General features: G+C 57.6%; 5 protein-coding genes. 3 read left to right on the top strand and 2 right to left on the bottom strand.

The genetic code is table 11. The features are described 5' to 3' along the window. Positions 1-49: 49 nt before the first annotated feature. From ACQ4W7_RS24265 to ACQ4W7_RS24255, 3 genes are all read left to right on the top strand, one after another. Positions 50-18,013 carry a two-partner secretion domain-containing protein gene (locus tag ACQ4W7_RS24265; RefSeq protein WP_436533905.1) on the top strand — a complete coding sequence of 5,988 codons (17,964 nt, stop codon included), beginning with the start codon at positions 50-52 and terminating at the stop codon, positions 18,011-18,013. A gap of 19 nt (positions 18,014-18,032) precedes the next feature. Further along, complete coding sequence (locus ACQ4W7_RS24260) at positions 18,033-18,407, top strand: hypothetical protein (RefSeq protein WP_436533903.1); 375 nt, start codon at positions 18,033-18,035, stop codon at positions 18,405-18,407. A gap of 145 nt (positions 18,408-18,552) precedes the next feature. After that, entirely contained in the window at positions 18,553-19,533 is a 981-nt protein-coding gene (locus ACQ4W7_RS24255; RefSeq protein ID WP_436533901.1) for an IS481 family transposase, read from the top strand. Positions 19,534-19,666: 133 nt separating this feature from the next. Here ACQ4W7_RS24255 and ACQ4W7_RS24250 read toward each other — a convergent pair whose 3' ends face one another. Both ACQ4W7_RS24250 and ACQ4W7_RS24245 read right to left on the bottom strand, forming a co-directional pair. Then, positions 19,667-20,191, bottom strand: coding sequence for a transposase (locus ACQ4W7_RS24250; RefSeq protein ID WP_436533899.1), 525 nt, complete (start codon positions 20,189-20,191; stop codon positions 19,667-19,669). A 153-nt stretch (positions 20,192-20,344) separates the two neighbouring features. Continuing rightward, positions 20,345-20,632 (bottom strand): transposase, encoded by a 288-nt coding sequence (locus ACQ4W7_RS24245; RefSeq protein WP_436533898.1) that lies wholly within the window; start codon positions 20,630-20,632, stop codon positions 20,345-20,347. Positions 20,633-20,701 lie beyond the last annotated feature (69 nt).

Genomic DNA, 20,701 nt, shown 5'->3' with positions numbered 1-20,701 from the left:
GCCGTTCTCTTCTCCCTTTCGCATTAATTGATTGTCAGTAGGACATGTCATGAACAAGAACCTGTACCGCATCATCTTTAATAAACGCCGTGGCCAACTGATGGTCGTCGCCGAAAACGCTTCTTCGCAAGGCAAGGCGGCCAAGGGCGAGGGCAGCTTGACGAATGGCGTGTTTGAAGGCGATGGCGGTGGCGGGCTAAGTTTAAGTGTGAATGGCAAGTTGCGGCCGCTGGCCTTGGCGATATTTGGCGCGCTGGGCATGGTGAGCTTTGTGTCCGGTCCGGCCATGGGGCAGATCGTGGCCGACCCGAACGCACCGGGCCGCCAGCGTCCGACCGTGGTGCAAAGCGCCAACGGCGTGACGCAGGTGAATATCCAGACACCGAGCGCGGCGGGCGTGTCGCGCAATACCTACAGCGAGTTCGACGTGACGGCGAATGGCGCCATCCTGAACAATAGCCGTGGCAATGTGCAGACGCAGACGGGCGGCTGGGTACAGGGCAACCCGTGGCTGGCGGGCGGCAGCGCGCGCGTGATCCTCAACGAAGTCAATTCGGCCAACCCCAGCCAGCTGCGCGGCTATGTGGAAGTCGCGGGCCAGCGCGCGGAAGTCGTGATCGCCAACCCGGCCGGCGTGGCCATCGATGGCGGCGGTTTCATCAATGCCAGCCGTGTCGTGCTGACGACGGGCACGCCGATCCTCAACGGCGGCAGCCTAGACGGCTACATGGTGCAGCGCGGCGTGGTCAGCATCAACGGACGCGGCCTGGACACGTCGCTGAGCGACTACACGGCGATCCTGGCGCGCGCCGCGCACATCAATGGCGGCATCTGGGCGCAGGAGCTGAAAGTCGTCACGGGACCTAACCAGATCGATGCGACGCATGGCGTGGCGGGCGCCGCGTCTGGCGCGGGCCCGGCCCCAGCCTACGCGCTGGACGTGGCGCAACTGGGCGGCATGTACGCGGGCAAGATCACCCTGGTCGGCACCGAAGCGGGCCTGGGCGTGCGCAATGCGGGCGTGATGGCGGCCACGGCGGGCAATCTGGTGCTGCAATCGAATGGCTGGCTGAGCAACAACGGCAATATCCAGTCGGCAGGCAGCGGCAGCCAGACGAGCATTACCGTCGCGGGCGACGTGGCCAACAGCGGCACCGTGTATGCGGGCGGCGACAGCCAGGTGCAGGCGCAGGGCAATATTGCGAACAGTGGCGTGATCGCGGCCCAAGGCAATGTCAAGGTGCAAGCCACAGGCGCGGCAGCGCGCATCGATGCCACGGCTGGCTCGGTACTGGCGGCTGGCTTGAATCTGGACAATACCTTGGCCACGAGCGGCAAGCTGAGCGTTTCTGCCGGCGATACCATTGCCGTGCATGGTACTGCCGTGGCGGGAGGCGACAGTACTCTGGCGGCGCGCCAGCTGGATATTACTGGAGCGCAAATGTCAGGCGCAAATATCAGCCTGGGCGCCAGCTTCGGCGACCTCGACGCCAGCCGCGCGCAGGTCACTGCCCGCGAACGCCTGCAGCTGGACGCGGCGCGCACCGTGCGCAGCGATGGAGGACAACTGACAGGCCAGCAACTGGGCGTGCAGGCGCATGACCTGTCGAACGTGGGCGGCCAGATCATGCAACTGGGCAACAGTGATCTCGCCATCAGCTTGCCGGGTGCGCTGGACAACACGCGTGGCGTCATTGCCACGAATAGCCACGCCTTGCGCCTGCATGCTGCCAGCCTGAGTAATCAGGATGGGCAGATCCAGCATGCGGGCACGGGCGCGCTGGAGATTGGCGCAGCGCACATCAACTTGCAGCGCGGCAGCATCGTCAGTAACGGCGCCATGGCGCTGACGGGAGAGCACATCGACCACCGCGATGCCCGCACGGTGGCGGGGCAGTTAAGCGTCAACGCCGGTACCTTGGACAACCGGGGCGGCAGCCTGGCGCAGAGCGGCCAGGGCGCGACCGGCGTGCAGGTGCGCGGCGGGCTGGACAACCGCGGTGGTGCGCTGGAAAGCAATGGCGCTTTGAGCGTGCAGGCGAGTCATGTACAAAATCAGAAGGGCCGTATCGTGTCGGGCACGGACCTGGCACTGTCCACAGGCGTGCTGGACAACACGGAAGCGACCCTGGCGGCGGGCGGCAAGCTGCGCCTCGATAGTGGCGACGTCAACAATACGCGCGGCCAGATCCAAGCAGTGGGCGGCGACGCCAGCCTGTCCGTGGCAAAGCTGAACAATACGGCCGGTAGCGTGTTTGCCGGTGGCAACCTTGCCACCCGGGCCAGTGAAGTGCTCAATAGCGGCAACCTGTATGCTGCCGGTAACCAGACGCTGCAGGTGAGCGGCGCCGTCAGCAACAGCGGCGTTATCGCCGCACAAGGTGATAACCGCGTCAATGCCAGCCGCATCGATAGCGCTACTGGCAGCTTGCTGGGCGCCGGCATCCGTGCCGACGGCGGCCTGGCCGGCAGCGGCCAGCTGCAGCTAACGGCCACGCAAGCGATCACCGCCCATGGCCAGAATCTGGGCGCCGGCAAGACCAGCATGCACGCCGCCGTCATCGACCTGAGCGGCAGCCAGACGGGCGGTGCGGCGATCTCCCTGAATGCCAGCGCCGGCAATGTCGTCACCGATGGCGCGCTGGTGACGACCAGCGGCTTGCTGTCCGTGACGGCGGTCGGCAGCGGCCAGGTCCTGTCGAACGTGCGCGGCACCCTGAGCGCGGGGCAGCTGGACCTGACAACAGGATCGCTCGACAACCGCGGCGGTACCCTGATTCAGACGGGCAATGGCGACACGGCATTGCAAGGCAGTACCCTGGACAACACGGGCGGGCGTATCGCCGTCAACAGCGCCAACCTGGCGCTGCATGCCGACAAGGTGATTAACCGCGACGGCAGCATCGACCACGCGGGCACGGGCAGCTTGCACATTGAAGCAACGCGCTTCGATGACGAGCGGGGCAAGATCACAGGCAATGGCCTGGTCGATATCCAGGCGGAAACGGTCGATCACCGTCATGCCGTTACTTCCGGGCAGCAGGTAGCCTTGCAGGCCAGCCAGTTGGACAATAGCGACGGTACCCTGCAGCAGACGGGAGCGGGGCAGATGCGTGTGGATGTGGCGCAGACGCTGGACAATACGCGTGGCAACATCGCCGGCAATGGCGGCCTGCAAGTACAGGCGGGCGTGCTGGACAACAGCAAGGGCCGCATCACCTCCGCTGCCTCGGCGGACATTACCAGCAAGGGCGCGCTGAAGAATACGGATGGCGTGATCGCCGCCACGCAAGATCTGCAGGCGGCAGGTATTGGAATCGACAACACCCGAGGCGTATTGCAGGCGGACAATTTACGTCTCGATGCGACGACCTTGCTGAACCAGCATGGTACGGTGACTGCGGGTACGGATCTGACGGCGAAAGTCAGCAGTGAGCTGAACAATACCGGCCTGCTGTATGCAGGCCGTAACCAGCAATTGACGGTGGGTGGAGTGCTCAACAACACGGGGTCGATTGCCTCCGTCAACAACACCCATATTACCGCCGGCAAAGTCACCAGCAGCGGCTTGCTGGGCGCCGGTGTGCAAGCAGACGGCAGCCTGGGCACGGCGGGCGACCTGACCATCAATGCCGATGGCGTCTTGCAGGCGAGCGGGCAGAACCTGGCGGCTGGCAGCGCCATGCTGACGGGCGATTCCATTGATCTGTCTGGCAGCCAGACAGGCGCGGCAAACATCGGCATCACTGCGCGCGGTGGTGACGTGCTGGCCAACAAGGCGGTCATCTCGGCCAGTAATCTGCTGGCCATTACCGCCAACGCGAATAACGCCCAGTCGTTGGTGAATACCCAGGGCCAGCTGGTAGCAGGGCAGTTGCAGTTGAATGTGGCCAACCTGAACAACGCCAGCGGTGAGATCGTGCAGACGGGCGCGGGCAACACCGTCATCACCACAGGCAAGCTGGACAACACGGCTGGCCGCATTGCCGTCAATAGCAATAATCTTGCCTTGAATGCGACGGTCTTAACAAATATCAATGGCAAGCTGGAGCATGCAGGTGCGGGCGTTCTGTCCATCAACGCAGGCCAGTTCAACAACCAGCACGGCAAGATCACGAGCAATGGCAAGCTTGACATCACGGCAGCCGCCTTCGACCACCGTAATGCAACGACGGTGGCCAATCAGCTGACCATCAACGCCGGCAGCATGGACAACCGTGCCGGCAACTTGGCGCAGACGGGTACCGGACTGATGACGGTGGCGGCAACCGGCCAGATCGACAACACGGGCGGCAAGATTGAGGGTAACGGCGATGCGCTGGTGAAAGCCACAACCTTGCTGAACAAAACGGGCCGTATCGTGGCTGCGCAGGATGCCGAACTGCAGGTTGGCAGCCTGGACAATACCGAAGGGATCGTGGCCGCAGGGCGCAACCTAGCATTGAATGGTGGCGACATCGACAATACCAAAGGACAATTGCAGGCTGTCGCTGGCAATGCGACCTTGAAGGGTGGCAAGTTGAATAACACGGCAGGCAGTGTGTTTGCCGGAGCCAACCTGAACACCACGCTCGACACTTTGAGTAACACCGGCAGCCTGTATGCTGCCGGAAATCAATCCCTTACCGCAAAAGGCGCCGTCACGAACACGGGCGTGATCGCGGCGCAGGGCAACGCCAGCCTCACGGCCAATAGCCTCGACAGCAGCGAAAACAGTCTGATTGGTGCGGGCATCAAGGCCGATGGCAGCTTGGGCACGGCTGGCGACTTGACGGTGAGCACAACGCAAACGCTGGTCGCGCATGGCCAGGTTCTGGCTGCAGGCAGCGCCAATTTGACCGGCGCCGCGCTTGATATCGGCGGCAGCCAGACCAGCGCCGCGAACATTGGCCTGACGGCAACACAGGGCGACGTCAGTACGACCAAGGCGGTCATCACGACGGCGGGCACCTTGAACGTCACGACCAGCGCCACTCTGCACAACACGGAAGGCACTGTGCAGGCGGGCCAGCTCGACCTGCACGTGGGCAATCTGGATAATGCCAAGGGAACGGTGTTGCAGACGGGCACGGGCGGCACCGTCATCAAGACCAACAATCTGGATAACACGGCAGGGCGCATCGCCGTCAACAGCAGCAATCTGACTCTCGATGCGAGCACGCTGACAAACCGCGATGGCAAGATTGAGCATGCAGGTTCTGGCATCCTGGCAGTGCAAGCGGGCGTGCTGGACAACAGCAAGGGGCGTATCACGTCGGCTGCCTCGGCGGAGATTGTCAGCAAGGGTGCGCTGAATAATACCGACGGCGTGATTGCCGCGACTGCCGACTTGCATGTTGGTGGTGTGAATATCGACAACATGCGCGGCGTGTTGCAGGCGGACAATTTACGTCTGGATGCCGCTGCCTTGCTGAACCAGCAGGGCACGGTCAGCGCCAGCACGGACCTGACGGCAAATGTAAGCGGTGACCTGAACAATGCCGGCCTGCTGTATGCAGGCCGCAACCAGCAATTGACGGTCGGCGGCGTGCTCAACAACACGGGTTCCATTGCCTCCGTCAACAACACCCATATTGCCGGCGGCAAAGTCACCAGCAGCGGCCTACTGGGCGCGGGGATCAAAGCCGATGGCAGCCTGGGCACGGCAGGCGATCTGACCATCAACGCCGATGGTGTCTTGCAGGCGAGCGGGCAGAATCTGGCAGCGGGCAATGCCGTGCTGACGGGCGCCAATGTGGACCTGTCGGGCAGCCAGACAGGCGCGGCAAACATAGCTATCACCGTACGCAGCGGCGACGTGCTGACGAATAAAGCCGTCATCTCGGCCAGCAACGTGCTGGCCATCACGGCCAATGCAAATAACGCCCAGTCACTGATTAACAATCAGGGCCAGCTGGTGGGCGGTCAGTTGCAGCTGAACGTGGCCAATCTGGATAACGCCAGCGGCGAGATCGTGCAGACGGGCACGGCCGATACCGTCATCACCACGGGAAAGCTGGACAACACGGCCGGGCGCATCGCCGTCAACAGCGCTAACCTGGCCCTGAACGCGACGGTGTTGACGAACATCAATGGCAAGCTGGAACATGCGGGCGCCGGCCTCTTGGCCATCAACGCGGGCCAGTTCCTGAATCAATCCGGCAAGATCACGGGCAATGGCAAGCTCGATTTTACCGCTGTGACGTTGGATCACCGCAATGCAACGACCATCGCGAACCAGCTGACGGTCAACGTCGGCACGCTGGACAACCGTGCTGGCAGCCTGGCACAGACGGGCACGGGTTTGATGAAGGTAACGGCCACGGGCCAGCTGGACAACACGGGCGGCAAGATTGAAGGCAATGGCGATGCGCTGATCAAAGCAGCTACCTTGCTGAACAACACAGGCCGCATCGTGGCGGCGCAGGATGCCGCGTTGAACGTGGGCACCCTTGACAATACGGAAGGCACCGTGGCTGCCGGCCGTCATTTGGCATTGACCGGCGGCGACATCGACAATACCAAGGGCCAGCTGCAAGCCGTGGCGGGCGATGCGACCTTGAACGTTGGCAAGTTGAACAACACCGCGGGCAGCGTGTTTGCCGGCGCCAACCTGAACGCCACCATGGCGAGCCTGAGCAATACCGGCAGCCTGTATGCAGCTGGTAATCAGGTCCTGAATGCCAGCGGCGCCATCGTCACTACGGGTGTCATTGCGGCACAAGGCAACAACAGCATCACGGCGAAAACCATCGACAGCAGCGCGAGCAGCTTGATGGGCGCGGGCGTCCAGTCCGATGGCAAGCTGGGCACGTCGGGCGACCTGACGATCAGCACGTCACAAACGCTGGCTGCGCATGGCCAGAACTTGGCGGCGGGCAAGGCGAACCTAACGGGTGTCAGCGTCGATATCAGCGGCAGCCAGACCAGCGGCGCCGACATCGGCTTGACGGCAACAACGGGCGATGTCAGCACGAATAAAGCGGCGGTCACGACGCCAGGCACATTGAACGTCACGAGCAACGCGACCTTGCACAACACGGAAGGCACTTTGCAGGCAGGCCAACTGGATCTGCATGTGGGCAATTTGGACAACGCCAAGGGTACGGTGTTGCAGACGGGCACGGGCGACACGAGCATCGTTACAGGCAATCTGGATAACACAGCGGGCCGCATTGCCGTCAACAGCACGAATGTGACCCTCGATGCCGCCACCGTCACCAACAAGGACGGCAAGATTGAACATGCGGGCACGGGAAGCCTGACTATCAAGGCGCCAACACTCGATGGTAGTGGCGGCACGATTATCGGTAATGGTCTTGTTGATATCGCTGCTGGGGAGTTCAATCACGGTAAGGCAATTACATCGGCAAACCAGCTGCTTGTGCACGCCGAGGCGATGAATAACCAGGGCGGAAAGTTGCAGACGACCGGCAAGGCCGAAGTGCACGTGAAACAAGGCCTGGAAAACGGTGGCGGCATCATTGCGGCAAATGGTCTGTTGCAAGTCTCTGCGGCCACACTCGATAATGCCAAGGGCAGCATCAATGCTGCCACCGATGCCAGTATCTTGGTACTCGGTGCGCTCAACAATACGGGGGGCGTGATTGCTGGCGGGGAAACCTCGCAGGTGACAGCGCAAGCCATCGACAATACGCATGGCGTGCTGCAGGCGGGGAAAGGGAAATTGGGGATCGATGCCAGCAGCCTCCTTAATGCTGGCGGTGAAATCAGCGCCGGGACTGATCTGACGACGACGATACACGGCGACATGAATAATGCCGGCCTGTTATATGCCGGTGGCGAACAGTCGCTGAAGGTGGCGGGTGCGCTCGTCAATACGGGCTCCATTGCGGCGCTGGGCAATACTACTGTGGCAGTGGGCAGCATGACGGGCAACGGTTTGCTTGGCGCGGGATTGAAGACGGACGGATCGTTGGCGCAAACGGGGGACTTGAGTGTCCGCGCTGGCGGTGTCCTGCAGCTTGGCGGGAAAAATCTCGCTGCCGGCAACATCGTATTGGGCGGCGCGGCGCTTGACCTTTCGGGCAGCCAGACCAGCGGTGTCAATATCGCGTTGGCCGCCGGTAGCGGTGACATCAACACCGCGCGCGCGACGGTCAGTACGCCGGGACTGCTCAGCATCATGGCCAGTGCGCAGAACGGTCAAACCTTGCTCAACCAGCAAGGCAGCTTGAGCGCCGGACAGCTCGACTTCCGCTTGGCCAATGTGAACAATGCCGGCGGCAGCATTATTCAGACGGGTAGTGGCGACAGCGCCATTGTGCTGACAGGGACTGACGGTAGCCTGGACAATACAGGCGGACGCATTGCCACCAACAGCCAGAACTTGCAATTAAAAGCAGGGAAGCTGACGAATACGGATGGCAAGATCGAGCACGCCGGTAGCGGCACACTGTCGATCACTGCGGCGAATTTGTATGTGCAACGGAGCCAGATTACGGGCAATGGCGCACTGGACGTGCGGGCTGATTATGTGGATCACCGCAACGGCAGTGCCATTGCACAGCAAGTAAATTTTGCGACCGCGACGTTGGACAACCGCCACGGCGAACTGGTGCAATTGGGCACCGGCAAGGCATCGATCACGGCGAGCATCAGCCTGGACAATGGGAATGGCAAGATTGAAAGCAACGGCAGCACTGCGCTGGACACGGCGCGGTTGTTGAACCAGTCCGGGCGCATCGTGTCCGGCGGCTCGCTGGAAGTGGGGGCAAGCGGGGGATTGGATAACAGTGATGGTACCGTTGCTGGCAGCAAGGGGCTGTTGTTGATGGCAGGCGATGTGAATAATACGCGCGGCAGCTTGCAGGCGATTACTGGCGATGCCAGCTTGCATGTGAAGGACTTCAGCAATAGCGGAGGCAATGTTTTTGCTGCCGCAAATCTGTTGACCCAAGCGGTAAATGTTACCAGCACAGGCAGCCTGTATGCGGGCGCTACTCAAGTACTGACCGCCACCGGCAAGCTCAGCAATGGTGGCGTGATCGCTGCGTTGGGCGATACCAGTATTTCCGCAGCCAGCCTTGACAGCAGCAAGGGCGGCTTGATTGCGGCAGGCATGCAAGCGGATGGGAAATTGGCCACGACGGGCAATCTTACCATCACGACAGTGCAGGAGTTGCGCGCTGTAGGCCAGAATCTAGCTGCAGGACATATCGTTTTCAAGGGTAATGCGGTCGATCTGGGCGGTAGCCTCAGCAGCGGCGCCAATATCGCCCTGACAGCTACCGGCGGCGATATCAGCACCAGTGGCGCAGTCGTCAATACCGCTGGCATCTTGAGTGTTGACGCACTGTCGAATAGTGGGCAAAGCTGGAATAACAATAAGGGCGAGATTGTTGCCGGGCAGTTGCAGGTACAAACCGCCAACTTGAGCAACAACAAGGGCAGTATCGTGCAGAGCGGTAGCGGCGACACGGCCATTGTGATGCGCGTACCGGATGGTATTCTTGATAATGCCGATGGCCGCATTGCCGTCAACAGTGCCAACTTGACGCTGGGGGCGGGCACTCTGACCAATATAGGCGGAAAAATTGAGCATGCGGGCAATGGTTTGTTGGCCATCGGTGTTGCCGCATTGAATGGTCAACGGGGCCAGATCACCGCCAACGGGAAACTGGATATTACCGCAACGAGCATCGATCATAGCAATGCCAGTACGCAGGCGGGGCAACTGACGATCAAGACAGCCAACCTGAATAACAGTCAAGGCGAGCTGATTCAGCTGGGGCAGGGTGCGAGTAGCATCGCTGTCTCGCAGACACTGAATAATCAAGGTGGCAAGATCGCCAGCAACGGCAATGCTGCGGTGGGCGCACAAACGCTGAATAACCAGGGCGGCATCGTACAAGCTGCAGGAGAGGCAACGCTGCAACTGACGGCCAGCACGCGCCTGGACAACACTGGCGGCGGCACCATTGCCGCAGGCGGCGGCGCCACGCTGCAGGTCGGACGTTTGCTGAACCATGGTGGCTCGGTGACGAGCGGCGCTACCATGTTGCTGACTGCGACTCAGGACATCGACAATGCTGCCGGCCTGTTGGCGGCCAACGGCAATGTGGATATCACTGCGGTCAGCCTGGACAATACTGGCGGCAAACTGGCCAGCGTCACGGGTAATCTGATTGCCAATACTGGTTCCTTAATGAACGCCAGTGGCCAGATACAGGCGGGAAACGATATCACCCTGCGTACCGCAGGTCTCAACAATGCTCTGGCGTCTGGCCATACTGCTGCAGGCAGCATCAGCGGCCGTAATATCAGCATCGATACCGGTGGCCAAGCTTTGGATAATTATCTTGGCACCATCGCCGCATCGCAAATATTGAATGTGCAGGTTGGCGCGCTGAACAATGAGGGCGGCCTGCTACAAGGCGGCGGCGCGTTGGTACTCAATACGCATGGCCAGGCCTTGAACAATAGCAATGCAGCTGCCTATGCAGTACGCCATCCCGGTATGGCTGGCGGTATCAGCAGCGGCGGCAGTACCAGCTTGGTGACAGGTAGCTGGAACAACACTGGTGGCTACTTTGGTTCTGCCGGACAAGTAGGGGGCAGTACCGGCGCTGTAGACAATCGCGATGGAAAAATTGTATCGAGCGGCGGACTCGATCTCGTCATTGGCGGATTCCGGAATCAGGGAGGCCAGGTACAAGTTGTGGGCAACCTGAACTTGCAAGCGGGTGCAGGCACGATCGACAACACATCGGGTTTGATACGCAGCGGCGCAACAGTAACATTGGGTGCTGGCACGATTGACAATCAAATGACACAGGGTGCGGGACAGGGCATAGAGGGCAAAGATGTCAATCTCTCGGCGACGAACCTGAATAATAGCCAAGGCGGCTTGCGTGCGGATAACAACCTCAGTATCCATAGCAGCGGTAGTGTGAACAATGTGTCAGGCCTTCTCAGCGCAAACAATATGGTCAGTGTGCGCGATGATGGCAGCAACCGTAACCTGACAATTACAAATGGCGGCGGCACCATAATTGGCGGACAGATGGCCGCAATCAGGGCAGCTGGCTTGAGCGGTGCGGGCAATCTGATGTCGAAAGGCGACCTGAATCTTGATTTGACGGGCAGTTTTACGGTCGATGCCGGTGGCCAAGTCATTGCCAATCGAAATGCCACGTTGACAGTTGCCGGCAATCTTCTCAATGCAGGGAAAGCGCAGGCAGGAAACACGCTGGCGATCAATGCCAGCAGTCTCGACAACACTGCAAGCGGCGATATCAACGCCAGTGTCAGTACTAAAGTGAATGTGGCAGGTACCCTGAACAACCGTGGCGTAATCGATGGCAGTAATACGCAGGTGGATGCCGGAACGCTTATTAATATCGGTAGCGGTCGTATTTATGGTGATACGCTTAGCATCGCGGCAAGCACGCTGAAAAATGATGTCGAGGGCGGTGTTGCGGCAACGATAGCTGCGCGCGGCAACCTGGATATCGGCGCGGGTACCATCAATAACCGCGAACATGCGCTGATCTTCAGCGCGGGTGACATGGCAATCGGCGGCACCCTGGATGGCACTCGCCGTGCGACCGGGAGCGCCGCAAGCCTCACCAACGCAAGTGCGACCATTCAGGCACTGGGAAATCTCGTCTTGTCTTCCAAAGCAGTCAATTTGTTAAACAATAATTTCCACCTTGATTTTGATATTGATAGCGGCATAGAAGAAACCATTCTTGATTTTGATATTAATGATGGAAAACGTTATAAATTCGGTGATCCGGATGTGGTTCCTAGGGTGATAGGGGTTGATGGGCCTATTCGTATGCTCACAAATCATGTGTTCATACATGGAAAAGATTACACTAAATATATCGCTCGCACCTACAAGCGGTTCACCACGAAAGGAACCATTGTACGTTCAGATCCCGCTGCAATTTTGTCGGGAGGAGATCTGACTGTCAATGCGGATAGTGTATTGAATGAGAACAGCCGATTTATTGCCGGAAGAAATTTAAATATTCACGGGGTTGTCGATAACAAATTTACAGGAAATCAAACGCGCGTCCTTGATTCTGGAATGGCAGAGTATCATAATGGTGAGTTACAACACCCGAATAAGCCATCAAATATTCCGAGGGAGCAGATTTATGAATCAAAGTATTACATAAGAAATGCTGATCAGGAAAGTATATCTATTTCTTCTCCTAATAATAGTGTTGCGGCAAAAGCTTCTGTTACTTCTAGTAATGCAACCGCTAGTATCAATGCAACAAGTGCCAATGTCACGCTGACTTTGGTGGGATCGGCTGTGAATGCCGTAGCTGGCGTGAGTAGCAGTCAGGGGGCGCACCTGAGTGAGGTGGGCGGCGGTAGCGCTGTGGGAGGAAGTGATGCCATAGGCGACGCTGGAAAAAACACGAACTATGCCGGCGCAATGGGAAGAGTGGCCAATGAAGTTGGCACTACTGGCGAAAGGATGAATGCCCCTGCGATCACACCAAGCGACGTGGCTGTCAGCGGCAATGTTACCGGTACTGATCAGATCACGGGGGGCGGCACGCCTCATGCTGTTGATCGAACGTTGACAGGGCAACATGGCCAGATAAATGGTGTGTCGGCGAAGGCCGTAGACGCTGTTGCAGGTGTCGCACCAGTGTCCGATGTCGCGGACGCAAACAAGCTGATATCGGCTGTTCAGAGTGGACCGTCAACAGTCTCTGGCGAAGGTACTCCGGGCGGCGGCAATCAGGCAGGCATTGCCGTCAAAGGCAACAGTATTGCTGCTGTGGTTGCCAAGACGCTGTTGAAGATTGATGGTGCTGGCGGAGCAGCCCAGGCTGACATCAAGGGTGGCGAGACCGCCAGCATTGGTGCGGCAGTGGGAGCAGCAGCGAAGGCGGCCCCCGGCGCCAAGATTGGCCAGGCACGATCCGCGCTGATACGGCAGGTGGCGCTGGCGAATCCACGTGGCAAGGCCGAAGTGGTCAGGACGGGCGCCAAGCCCGTGCAGTTGCCGAACGCCAGCCTGTTCAAGATCAGTCCGTCGGCTTCGGCGCATTATCTTGTCGAGACCGATCCCCGCTTCGCCAACTTCCGTACCTGGACGGGATCGGATTACATGACCGGCAAGGTCCAACTTGATCCGGCAGTCACGCAAAAGCGATTGGGTGATGGTTTCTACGAGCAACAGCTTGTCAGGGAACAGCTCGCGGATCTGACCGGCCACCGTTTTACTGGCGACTATTCGAACGATGAAGAACAGTATCGCGGCCTGATGGATGCGGGAGTCAGCTATGCTCAGCAATGGGGCTTGCGTCCTGGCGTAGCATTGACCGCGGAACAAATGGCGGCACTCACGAATGATATTGTCTGGCTTGTCGAGCGCGACGTCACCTTGGCGGATGGAAGCACACAAAAAGCCCTAGTTCCGCAAGTGTATGTGCGTTTGCGGGCCGATGACATCGACGGTTCAGGTGCGCTCTTGGCCGGCAAGGAAGTCAATATCGAGACCAAAGGCGACCTGACCAATAGTGGCACGATTGCAGGACGCGATGTGGTCCTGCTGAATGCTGAGAACGTAAGTAATTTGGGTGGCCGGATTGATGGCGATGCCGTCGCGATTGCAGCGCGCAACGATTTGAACAATATCAGTGGAACGATCTCCGCAAACAGCACCTTACAGGCTAGCGCCGGACGCGATATCAACATTACGACAAGTGCCTCCGAAGTTGGTCGAGGCTTCGATCGCGTGGCAGGGTTGTATGTGAGCGGAAACCCTTCAGGTGACGGCAATTTGCTGTTGTCTGCAGGCCGGGACGTCAATATTGCGGGGGCTATTGTCAGCAATACTGCTTCTGATGGCTACACCATGGTCTCCGCTGGCAAGGACCTGAATGTGACCACGGTGGTTGCCACGCCGGGTGCCGGTATTGGAGCTGAGCATATCCAGGATAAGACCAGCGAATTGCAGAGTGGCAAGCTCATGCTGCTTGCCGGTAATGACATCAATAATCGTGGCAGCAGCATGATTGCTGAAACACAGTTGGTTGCCAAAGCCGGGAGAGATATTAATTTCTTATCCACAACTGTGGACAGCGCAAATACCAAGTTGGTCGGCAACAAGCTTGTAAGCGAGACTACGACTGGAATTGACAATGTCGCGGGGATGTATGTTACCGGTACGGGTGAGGGCAATACATTGATTGCCCAGGCTGGCCGTGATTTGACCATGACCGGCAGTATGGCGGCCAACGCCGGTGTGAAAGGACAGACAAATTTAATTGCCGGCAATAATCTAGTCTTGAATACCGTTGCGGTTGCTTCCACTCATGATGAGTTTGTGGGTTCGGGTAATTATCGCAACCAAAGCAACAGCGGCGAAGTCGGCAGCCAGATCACGGGCACAGGCAACGTCAATCTACAGGCGGGCCATGACCTGCTGGCGCGCGCGGCCGATGTGCAGGCGGGCGGGGCGCTGGGCTTGGTGGCGGGCAATGACATCAGCCTGGTCAATGGTTTCCAGAACGAAGTGACCGATGTCGCCAGTAAATCGACGAAGAAGGGCTTCTGGAACAAGACCACGACGACCAAGCATGACGTGGTCGATACCACCACGGCAATCGGCACCTCGCTTGGCGGCAGCAGCGTGACGGTGCAGGCGGGGCACGATCTGCAAGTCACCGGTTCGAGTATCTTGAGCGACGATGCGACGAAATTACTCGCGGGTAACAACATCACGATCGACGCGGCCACCAATACCGTGTACGAACTGCATCATTCCAGCACCAAGAAAAGCGGTTTCATGAGTAGCGGCGGCATCGGCTTCAGTTACGGTACCAAGACCACGACGGTGGACCAGGAGCGCGATGCCACCTTGCAAAGCGGCGAAGCGCGCAGCTCGATCGGTGCCACGGGTGGTGCGCTGACGATGGTCGCCGGCAATAACGTGACGATAGGCGGCAGCGATATTCTCGCGGCCACCGATCTTGACATCATCGGCAAGAGCGTCACCATCAAGCCGGGGCAGGACAATGAGAAGGGCAAGTTCGAAGTCAAGACCACGCAGGATGGCTTGACCCTGGCCTTGGGTGGCAGCGTGATCAGCGCCATCCAGACGCTGCAAACCATGAGCTCTGCGGCCAGCACGGCCAAGGATGGCCGCGTCACGGCCATGGCGGCCGCCACGACGGCCATGGCCGCCAGCGACGCTGCCAAGGAGATGATGAAGGAAGGCGGGCCAAGCATCAGCATCAGTCTGACGGCGGGCCATTCGGAAAGCATACAGACGCAAACGACGGCGAGCACCACGCATAGTGGCAGCGTATTAATAGGTAACAATATCAACATCACGGCCATGGGCGGTGGCAAGGATAGCAACATCAATATCCTGGGCAGCGACCTGAACGCGAAGAACGATATCCGCCTGCATGCCGATAACAATGTCAACCTGCTGGCGGCACAGGATACGGAAAGCCAGCACAGCAAGAGTTCGAGTATCAGCGCTTCCGTCGGCGTGAAGGCCATCGTGAGCACACAGGGCACCTCGTTCGGATTCACGGCCAGCGTCAGCGGCAGCAAGGGGCATGAGGACGGCGACGGCACGACGCAACTCAATACGCATGTGAATGCGGGCGACAAGCTGGTGATCAGTAGCGGTGGCGATACCAACATCAAGGGCGCTGTGGCCAGCGCCAACCAGGTGATTGCCGATATCAAAGGCAACCTGAACCTGGAAAGCTTGCAAGACCTGGCGAAATTCGACAGCAAGAGCCAGAGCATTTCCGCCAGTGGTACGGTGGGTATTGGCGCCAGTGTCAGCGGCAGCTATAGCCAGAGCAACATGCACAACGACTACGCCAGCGTGCAGGAGCAGAGCGGCATCAAGGCGGGCGATGGCGGCTTCCAGATCAAGGTCGGCGGCAATACGGACTTGAAGGGCGCCGTCATCAGTGCCACGCAGGCGGGCAAGCTTGGCAGTAGTCTGACCACAGCGACCCTGACGCACAGCGACATTGCCAACCATGCGATATCGAAGGGCAGCAGTGTGGGTGTGTCGGGCGGCTTTTCGGTAGCGGGCAAGGAGACCGAAGAGAATAAGAATTTGACCAATGTTGGCGGTAAAGGCGGCACCACCGCAGGCCTGCCTGCCATTGTCGCGCTCAGCGAGAACGCTAGCAGTACTACGCGTAGCGGCATCAGTGGCGGCACTCTGGGCATCACCGATGATGCGGCTCAGCGCGCAGCGACGGGCAAGGGCGCGGATGAATCTGTTGCGGGTGTGAACCGCGATGTGACGACTGGGGTAGATTCCAGTGGGAAGATTGGCAACAACTTTGACAAGGCTGCGCTGCAGGCGACCATGGATGTGACGGCGGCGTTTGCGGCCGCTGCTGCAGAGAAGCTGGGGACCTATGCTTCCGACAAGCTGAAAGAGGCGAAAGTATTGGCAGCTGAAGCACATAATCTCCGTGAAACCGATCCTGAAAGAAGTGCAGAGTTAACGCGTCAAAGTGTTGAGTTAACAGAGAATTGGAAAGAGGGTGGGCTAGCGCGGGTCGCGTTGCACACGGCGATTGGCGGGCTTGCCGGTGGTGCCAATGGTGCTTTGGGCGCAGGCGCGGCGGCGTTATCGACGGATAGTATTGCCAAGCACCTGAAGCAACTTGATATGCCTGAAACGCTGCGTGACGCGTTGACGTTGGCGGCGGGCGCTGCGGTGGGCGCCGCCGCTGGTGGGGCGACGGGAGCGGCCACTGCGGCGAATGAGGTGGCGAATAATTATCTGAAGCACAAGGAAATTCTTGCTAAAGAGGAATTGGCGATAGCATGTCAAAGCGGTGATAACGCATCTTGTAAAGAAGGTAATATTTTGAGTGTCCGGAGTGATATACGCGACGCGCAACTTCTTGCATGTAAGGGCGTTGCAAGTGACGCCTGCGAGACGCTGTTCAGTGAAGCCAGGCAAGCATTTTCAGAAATTAGTAGAGAAGGCCCGTATTCTCCAACTTTAAGTTATCAAAAAGAGAGTGATTTGACTTTTGATATCGCACATGGTTGGGATGGAGTGCGGACTGATGGGGCGGGACAACAGTACCAAGGGACGAATGATAGTGTCATACGTCCAATAGGTACTCTTGAGGGGCTCTTGACGTTTAATCAAGTTGGAGTATTCACAAAAGGAGTTGGTGAAGGTATTTACTCAATAGTCCGTCTGCCATGGGACGTTTCTGTGGGCATGGGAAATCTCTACCAAGATGCATTTGGATATGGCGCTCAGTCAGTTTTTGGCTCACCTGGAGACATGACAGGACAAGCGAGGCCTTATTCAGCTAAGAATGGCATCGTCCAGTCGTTCGTCAATAATGGTGCCGTGGAGACAATTGGTGGCTTTATACATGATACTACTATGGCGGTGTCAGGGGCTTCTTTACTAAATTCAATGTATCGTAAAGACTGGGGTTCTGTGGGTGCAGCTTTGCCAAGCACCCTCATGATATTTGCTGGTGGAACTACTACTCAGACAGTTGCTAGTACGAACGTTACCAGAGCATTGAATACCGAGGTTATTTCTACAGCGCAATCTAGCCGACTGGCAGACCTGCTTCCAGAGACCTCTTTATCACGCAAGCAAATAGATATCCATACTCAACTTTCAGAACCAGGAACTTTTGCAACTATCCCTAAGAGCCTAGTCTCCATGAAAGATTTGCGTGCGATTGGTGAGGTTACAGGTGATGAATACAATATGTTTACCAAAGGAGGGGAACGTTTGGTTATTCGGGGAGAAGGAAGTAATATTCGAGTTTCTCCTGAAATGTATGAGGATCTATTGGATGGGAAATACGGGAAATTTTCTGGGCACACTCATCCTCCTGGGTATTCGATTGAACCAGGTCCCGCTGATCGTCCATTTTTACGGATGATGCAGCAAGAACGAAGTGCGATATGGGGAAGCGATGGTTTTCGTATATTTGGACCTGTTGGCCCTGCGGACGATGCGAGGATTTTGTCAGAAATCAATCGTGCGAATATGATTAAGTTGTATGGGGGGTAACTATTTTATGGTTGAAAAAATGAAATTTGAAGACGCAGTAATTTTGACGAGAGATGCTTTTTTGGAGATACATCCAGATGGTGAGGTACCTACTTGGTTTAAAGAAGGCGCTTCCGTTTCTGGATTTAAAAATAACTTAAAAAAGTGGATAGTTCGCTATTCGCTTGTTCCTTTTTCGCCTCTTAAGGAAAACCAAAAATGGGAGAAAATTCGAGGGGAGAAAGTAGTTGTTGAACTAGATCCCATTACCGGGAAGAAATCGATTGTTATTAGTAGAGAGGGGGCGGAGCCAATAATTTTTTTTGAGGCGATGATTGATTTTGATACGAAAAAAGTTTCTATAATTATAGATAATGATTTTTCAAAATTTGATGGTAGTAAATTTGAAATTTAAAGCGGGCGCCATCTCAAATAATTGAACTTTGTAGTAACTAGGTGTCTAGAGTCGTGTGATTATGTACCCCACCGTAGCTGGCCGCTATTCAAAGCCAGACACGTTTTGCGTACACTGTTGGACAACCTCAATCAGCAGCCTTCTCATGACTCAAGCCCTGCATAGCCGCGCCCGGACAACTCACCTGATCCGCGAAGAAATCAAGAACTCTACGTTGTCCCAGGCCGAGTTGGCCAGGTTGTACAACGTCAGTCGCCAGACCATTCGCAAGTGGCAGGACAGGGACAGCGTCGATGATGTTTCGCATCGTCCCAAAACGATGTACACCACGCTGACGCCCGCCCAGGAACTCATCGTCGTGGAGTTGCGCCGCACGCTGCTGTTGCCCACCGATGACCTGCTGAGCATTACCCGCGAATTCATCAATCCGGCCGTATCACGTGCTGGCCTGGGACGCTGCTTGCGCCGACATAGCGTGTCCGATCCGCGTGACTTGGTACCGGAACTGCCTGCCGGAACGGTCACCAAGAAAACCTTCAAGGATTACGAGCCCGGCTTTTTACATATAGATATCAAGTACTTGCCACAGATGCCCGACGAGCAACAGCGGCGTTATCTGTTCGTCGCCATTGACCGCGCCACACGGTGGGTCTACATGGCAATCTACGCCGACCAAAGTGACTGTAGCAGCGTCGATTTCCTGAACAAAGTGAAGCAGGCCTGCCCCGTCAAGATCGTCAAACTGCTCACCGATAACGGCAGCCAGTTCACGGATCGTTTCACCAGCCAGAGCCGAAAGAAGGAACCCAGTGGCCACCATGTCTTTGATCGCCTCTGCAAGCAGTTTGGCATTGAGCATCGGCTGATTCCGCCACGCCATCCACAAACGAACGGCATGGTTGAACGCTTCAACGGGCGCATCAGCGAGATCGTCGGCCAGACGCGATTCGGGTCTGCGGCAGAACTCGCATCGACGCTGCAAAGCTATTTAAAACTCTACAACCACAACATTCCGCAGCGCGCCTTAAATCATCAAACTCCCATCCAGGCGCTCAAAGAATGGCAGGCAAAGAAGCCGGATTTATTTGTTAAGCGTGTTTATAACCAGACGGGTCTTGACAACTAGGCACGCCGTCGGGACCGCGGCATGATGCGCGTCCAATTTGCTGCTGTTTTCAGTGCGTGCGATCAGTCGGTTGGCTGCAGCGCCAAGCTTCACAGGGCAGCCGGCGCCCCATTAGGACCCTTGGTTCCGTGTTTCAGAATGCCGGTAGATCTCGTTTTTTCAAATACACGAGTCGCTGCAAGTTGTAGCTGGCAGTTTTGAGGTTCAACGCGAAGGTGGCGCGCACTATCCGCATGCAGCGCACCAGTTTTCCTCCCATGTGGCGCATGGCGCCGAAGACGTGCTTGACGCGGGCGCGTGGTGTGGCGATACGCATGTTGTGCTGCTTTTGCGTTTGCGAGATCGGCTTGGTGGCGCTACCTTTGCGCTGGATGTGGACGCGCCCGCCCGCCCCTGTCAGAGTCGCGTCTTGCTCGGTACTAGGGTAACCGCGGTCGGCATATAGGTCGGGACTGGTATTACTCGGATCAAGCAGGTCCTCAAACACCGTGGTGTCAGCGACGGCACCATGGGTGATGATGACTTTGCGCACGAGTTTATGCCGCTTGTCGATATTCGCGTACAACTTGTAGCTGAAATGGCCCTTGCCGAGCTTCTTGGTCCATTTTGGGTCGACGTCTTTTTGCGCACGCTTGAGGGCCGTATAACCATTCGGCATATTCCTTCGTTGACCGTGTCAGCCTCCTCGCACTTGTTGCTCTGAACCGGCGTCTGCAATAGTGACGCGTCAATGATCTGGCCGCAGCGCGCCAGATGACCGCGTAAAAAAGGTTTCGCTGGCGCCAGCCTGGATCAGGCGTTCCTTGAACGTTCAGATCGTGGTCCAGTCGGGAATCTGGCTGCTGCTGCACAGTGCCACACAGCGCTGGAAACTCAGGCGGTCAGGCAGTTGGAACTCCATTTGCTCATCGCTCAAATCGAACAACTGCTGAATCAGCAGCACTGGCACCAGCAACTCGGTGGGAAATGGTGCGCGGCCACTGCGTTCACGGCTGGGGCGTGGCAATGCACGGTCGACCGCTGCGGCCAGCACCGCGAAAGCGACATGTTGTTCCCTCCCCGCAGCGCGTCGCCAAGCTTGTTCAGCTTCGCTTCGCATTCCTGGTCGACAATTAGGCTAGTTTTGATCATAGTAATAAAGTCAGAATCAGCTCGCTTACATCATGCC

Origin of the sequence: Janthinobacterium algoris, assembly GCF_051380935.1 — a bacterium.
Taxonomy (GTDB): Bacteria; Pseudomonadota; Gammaproteobacteria; order Burkholderiales; family Burkholderiaceae_D; genus Janthinobacterium.
The sequence above is the reverse complement of the archived record's forward strand: the minus strand, read 5'-3'. Positions and strand labels throughout refer to the sequence as shown.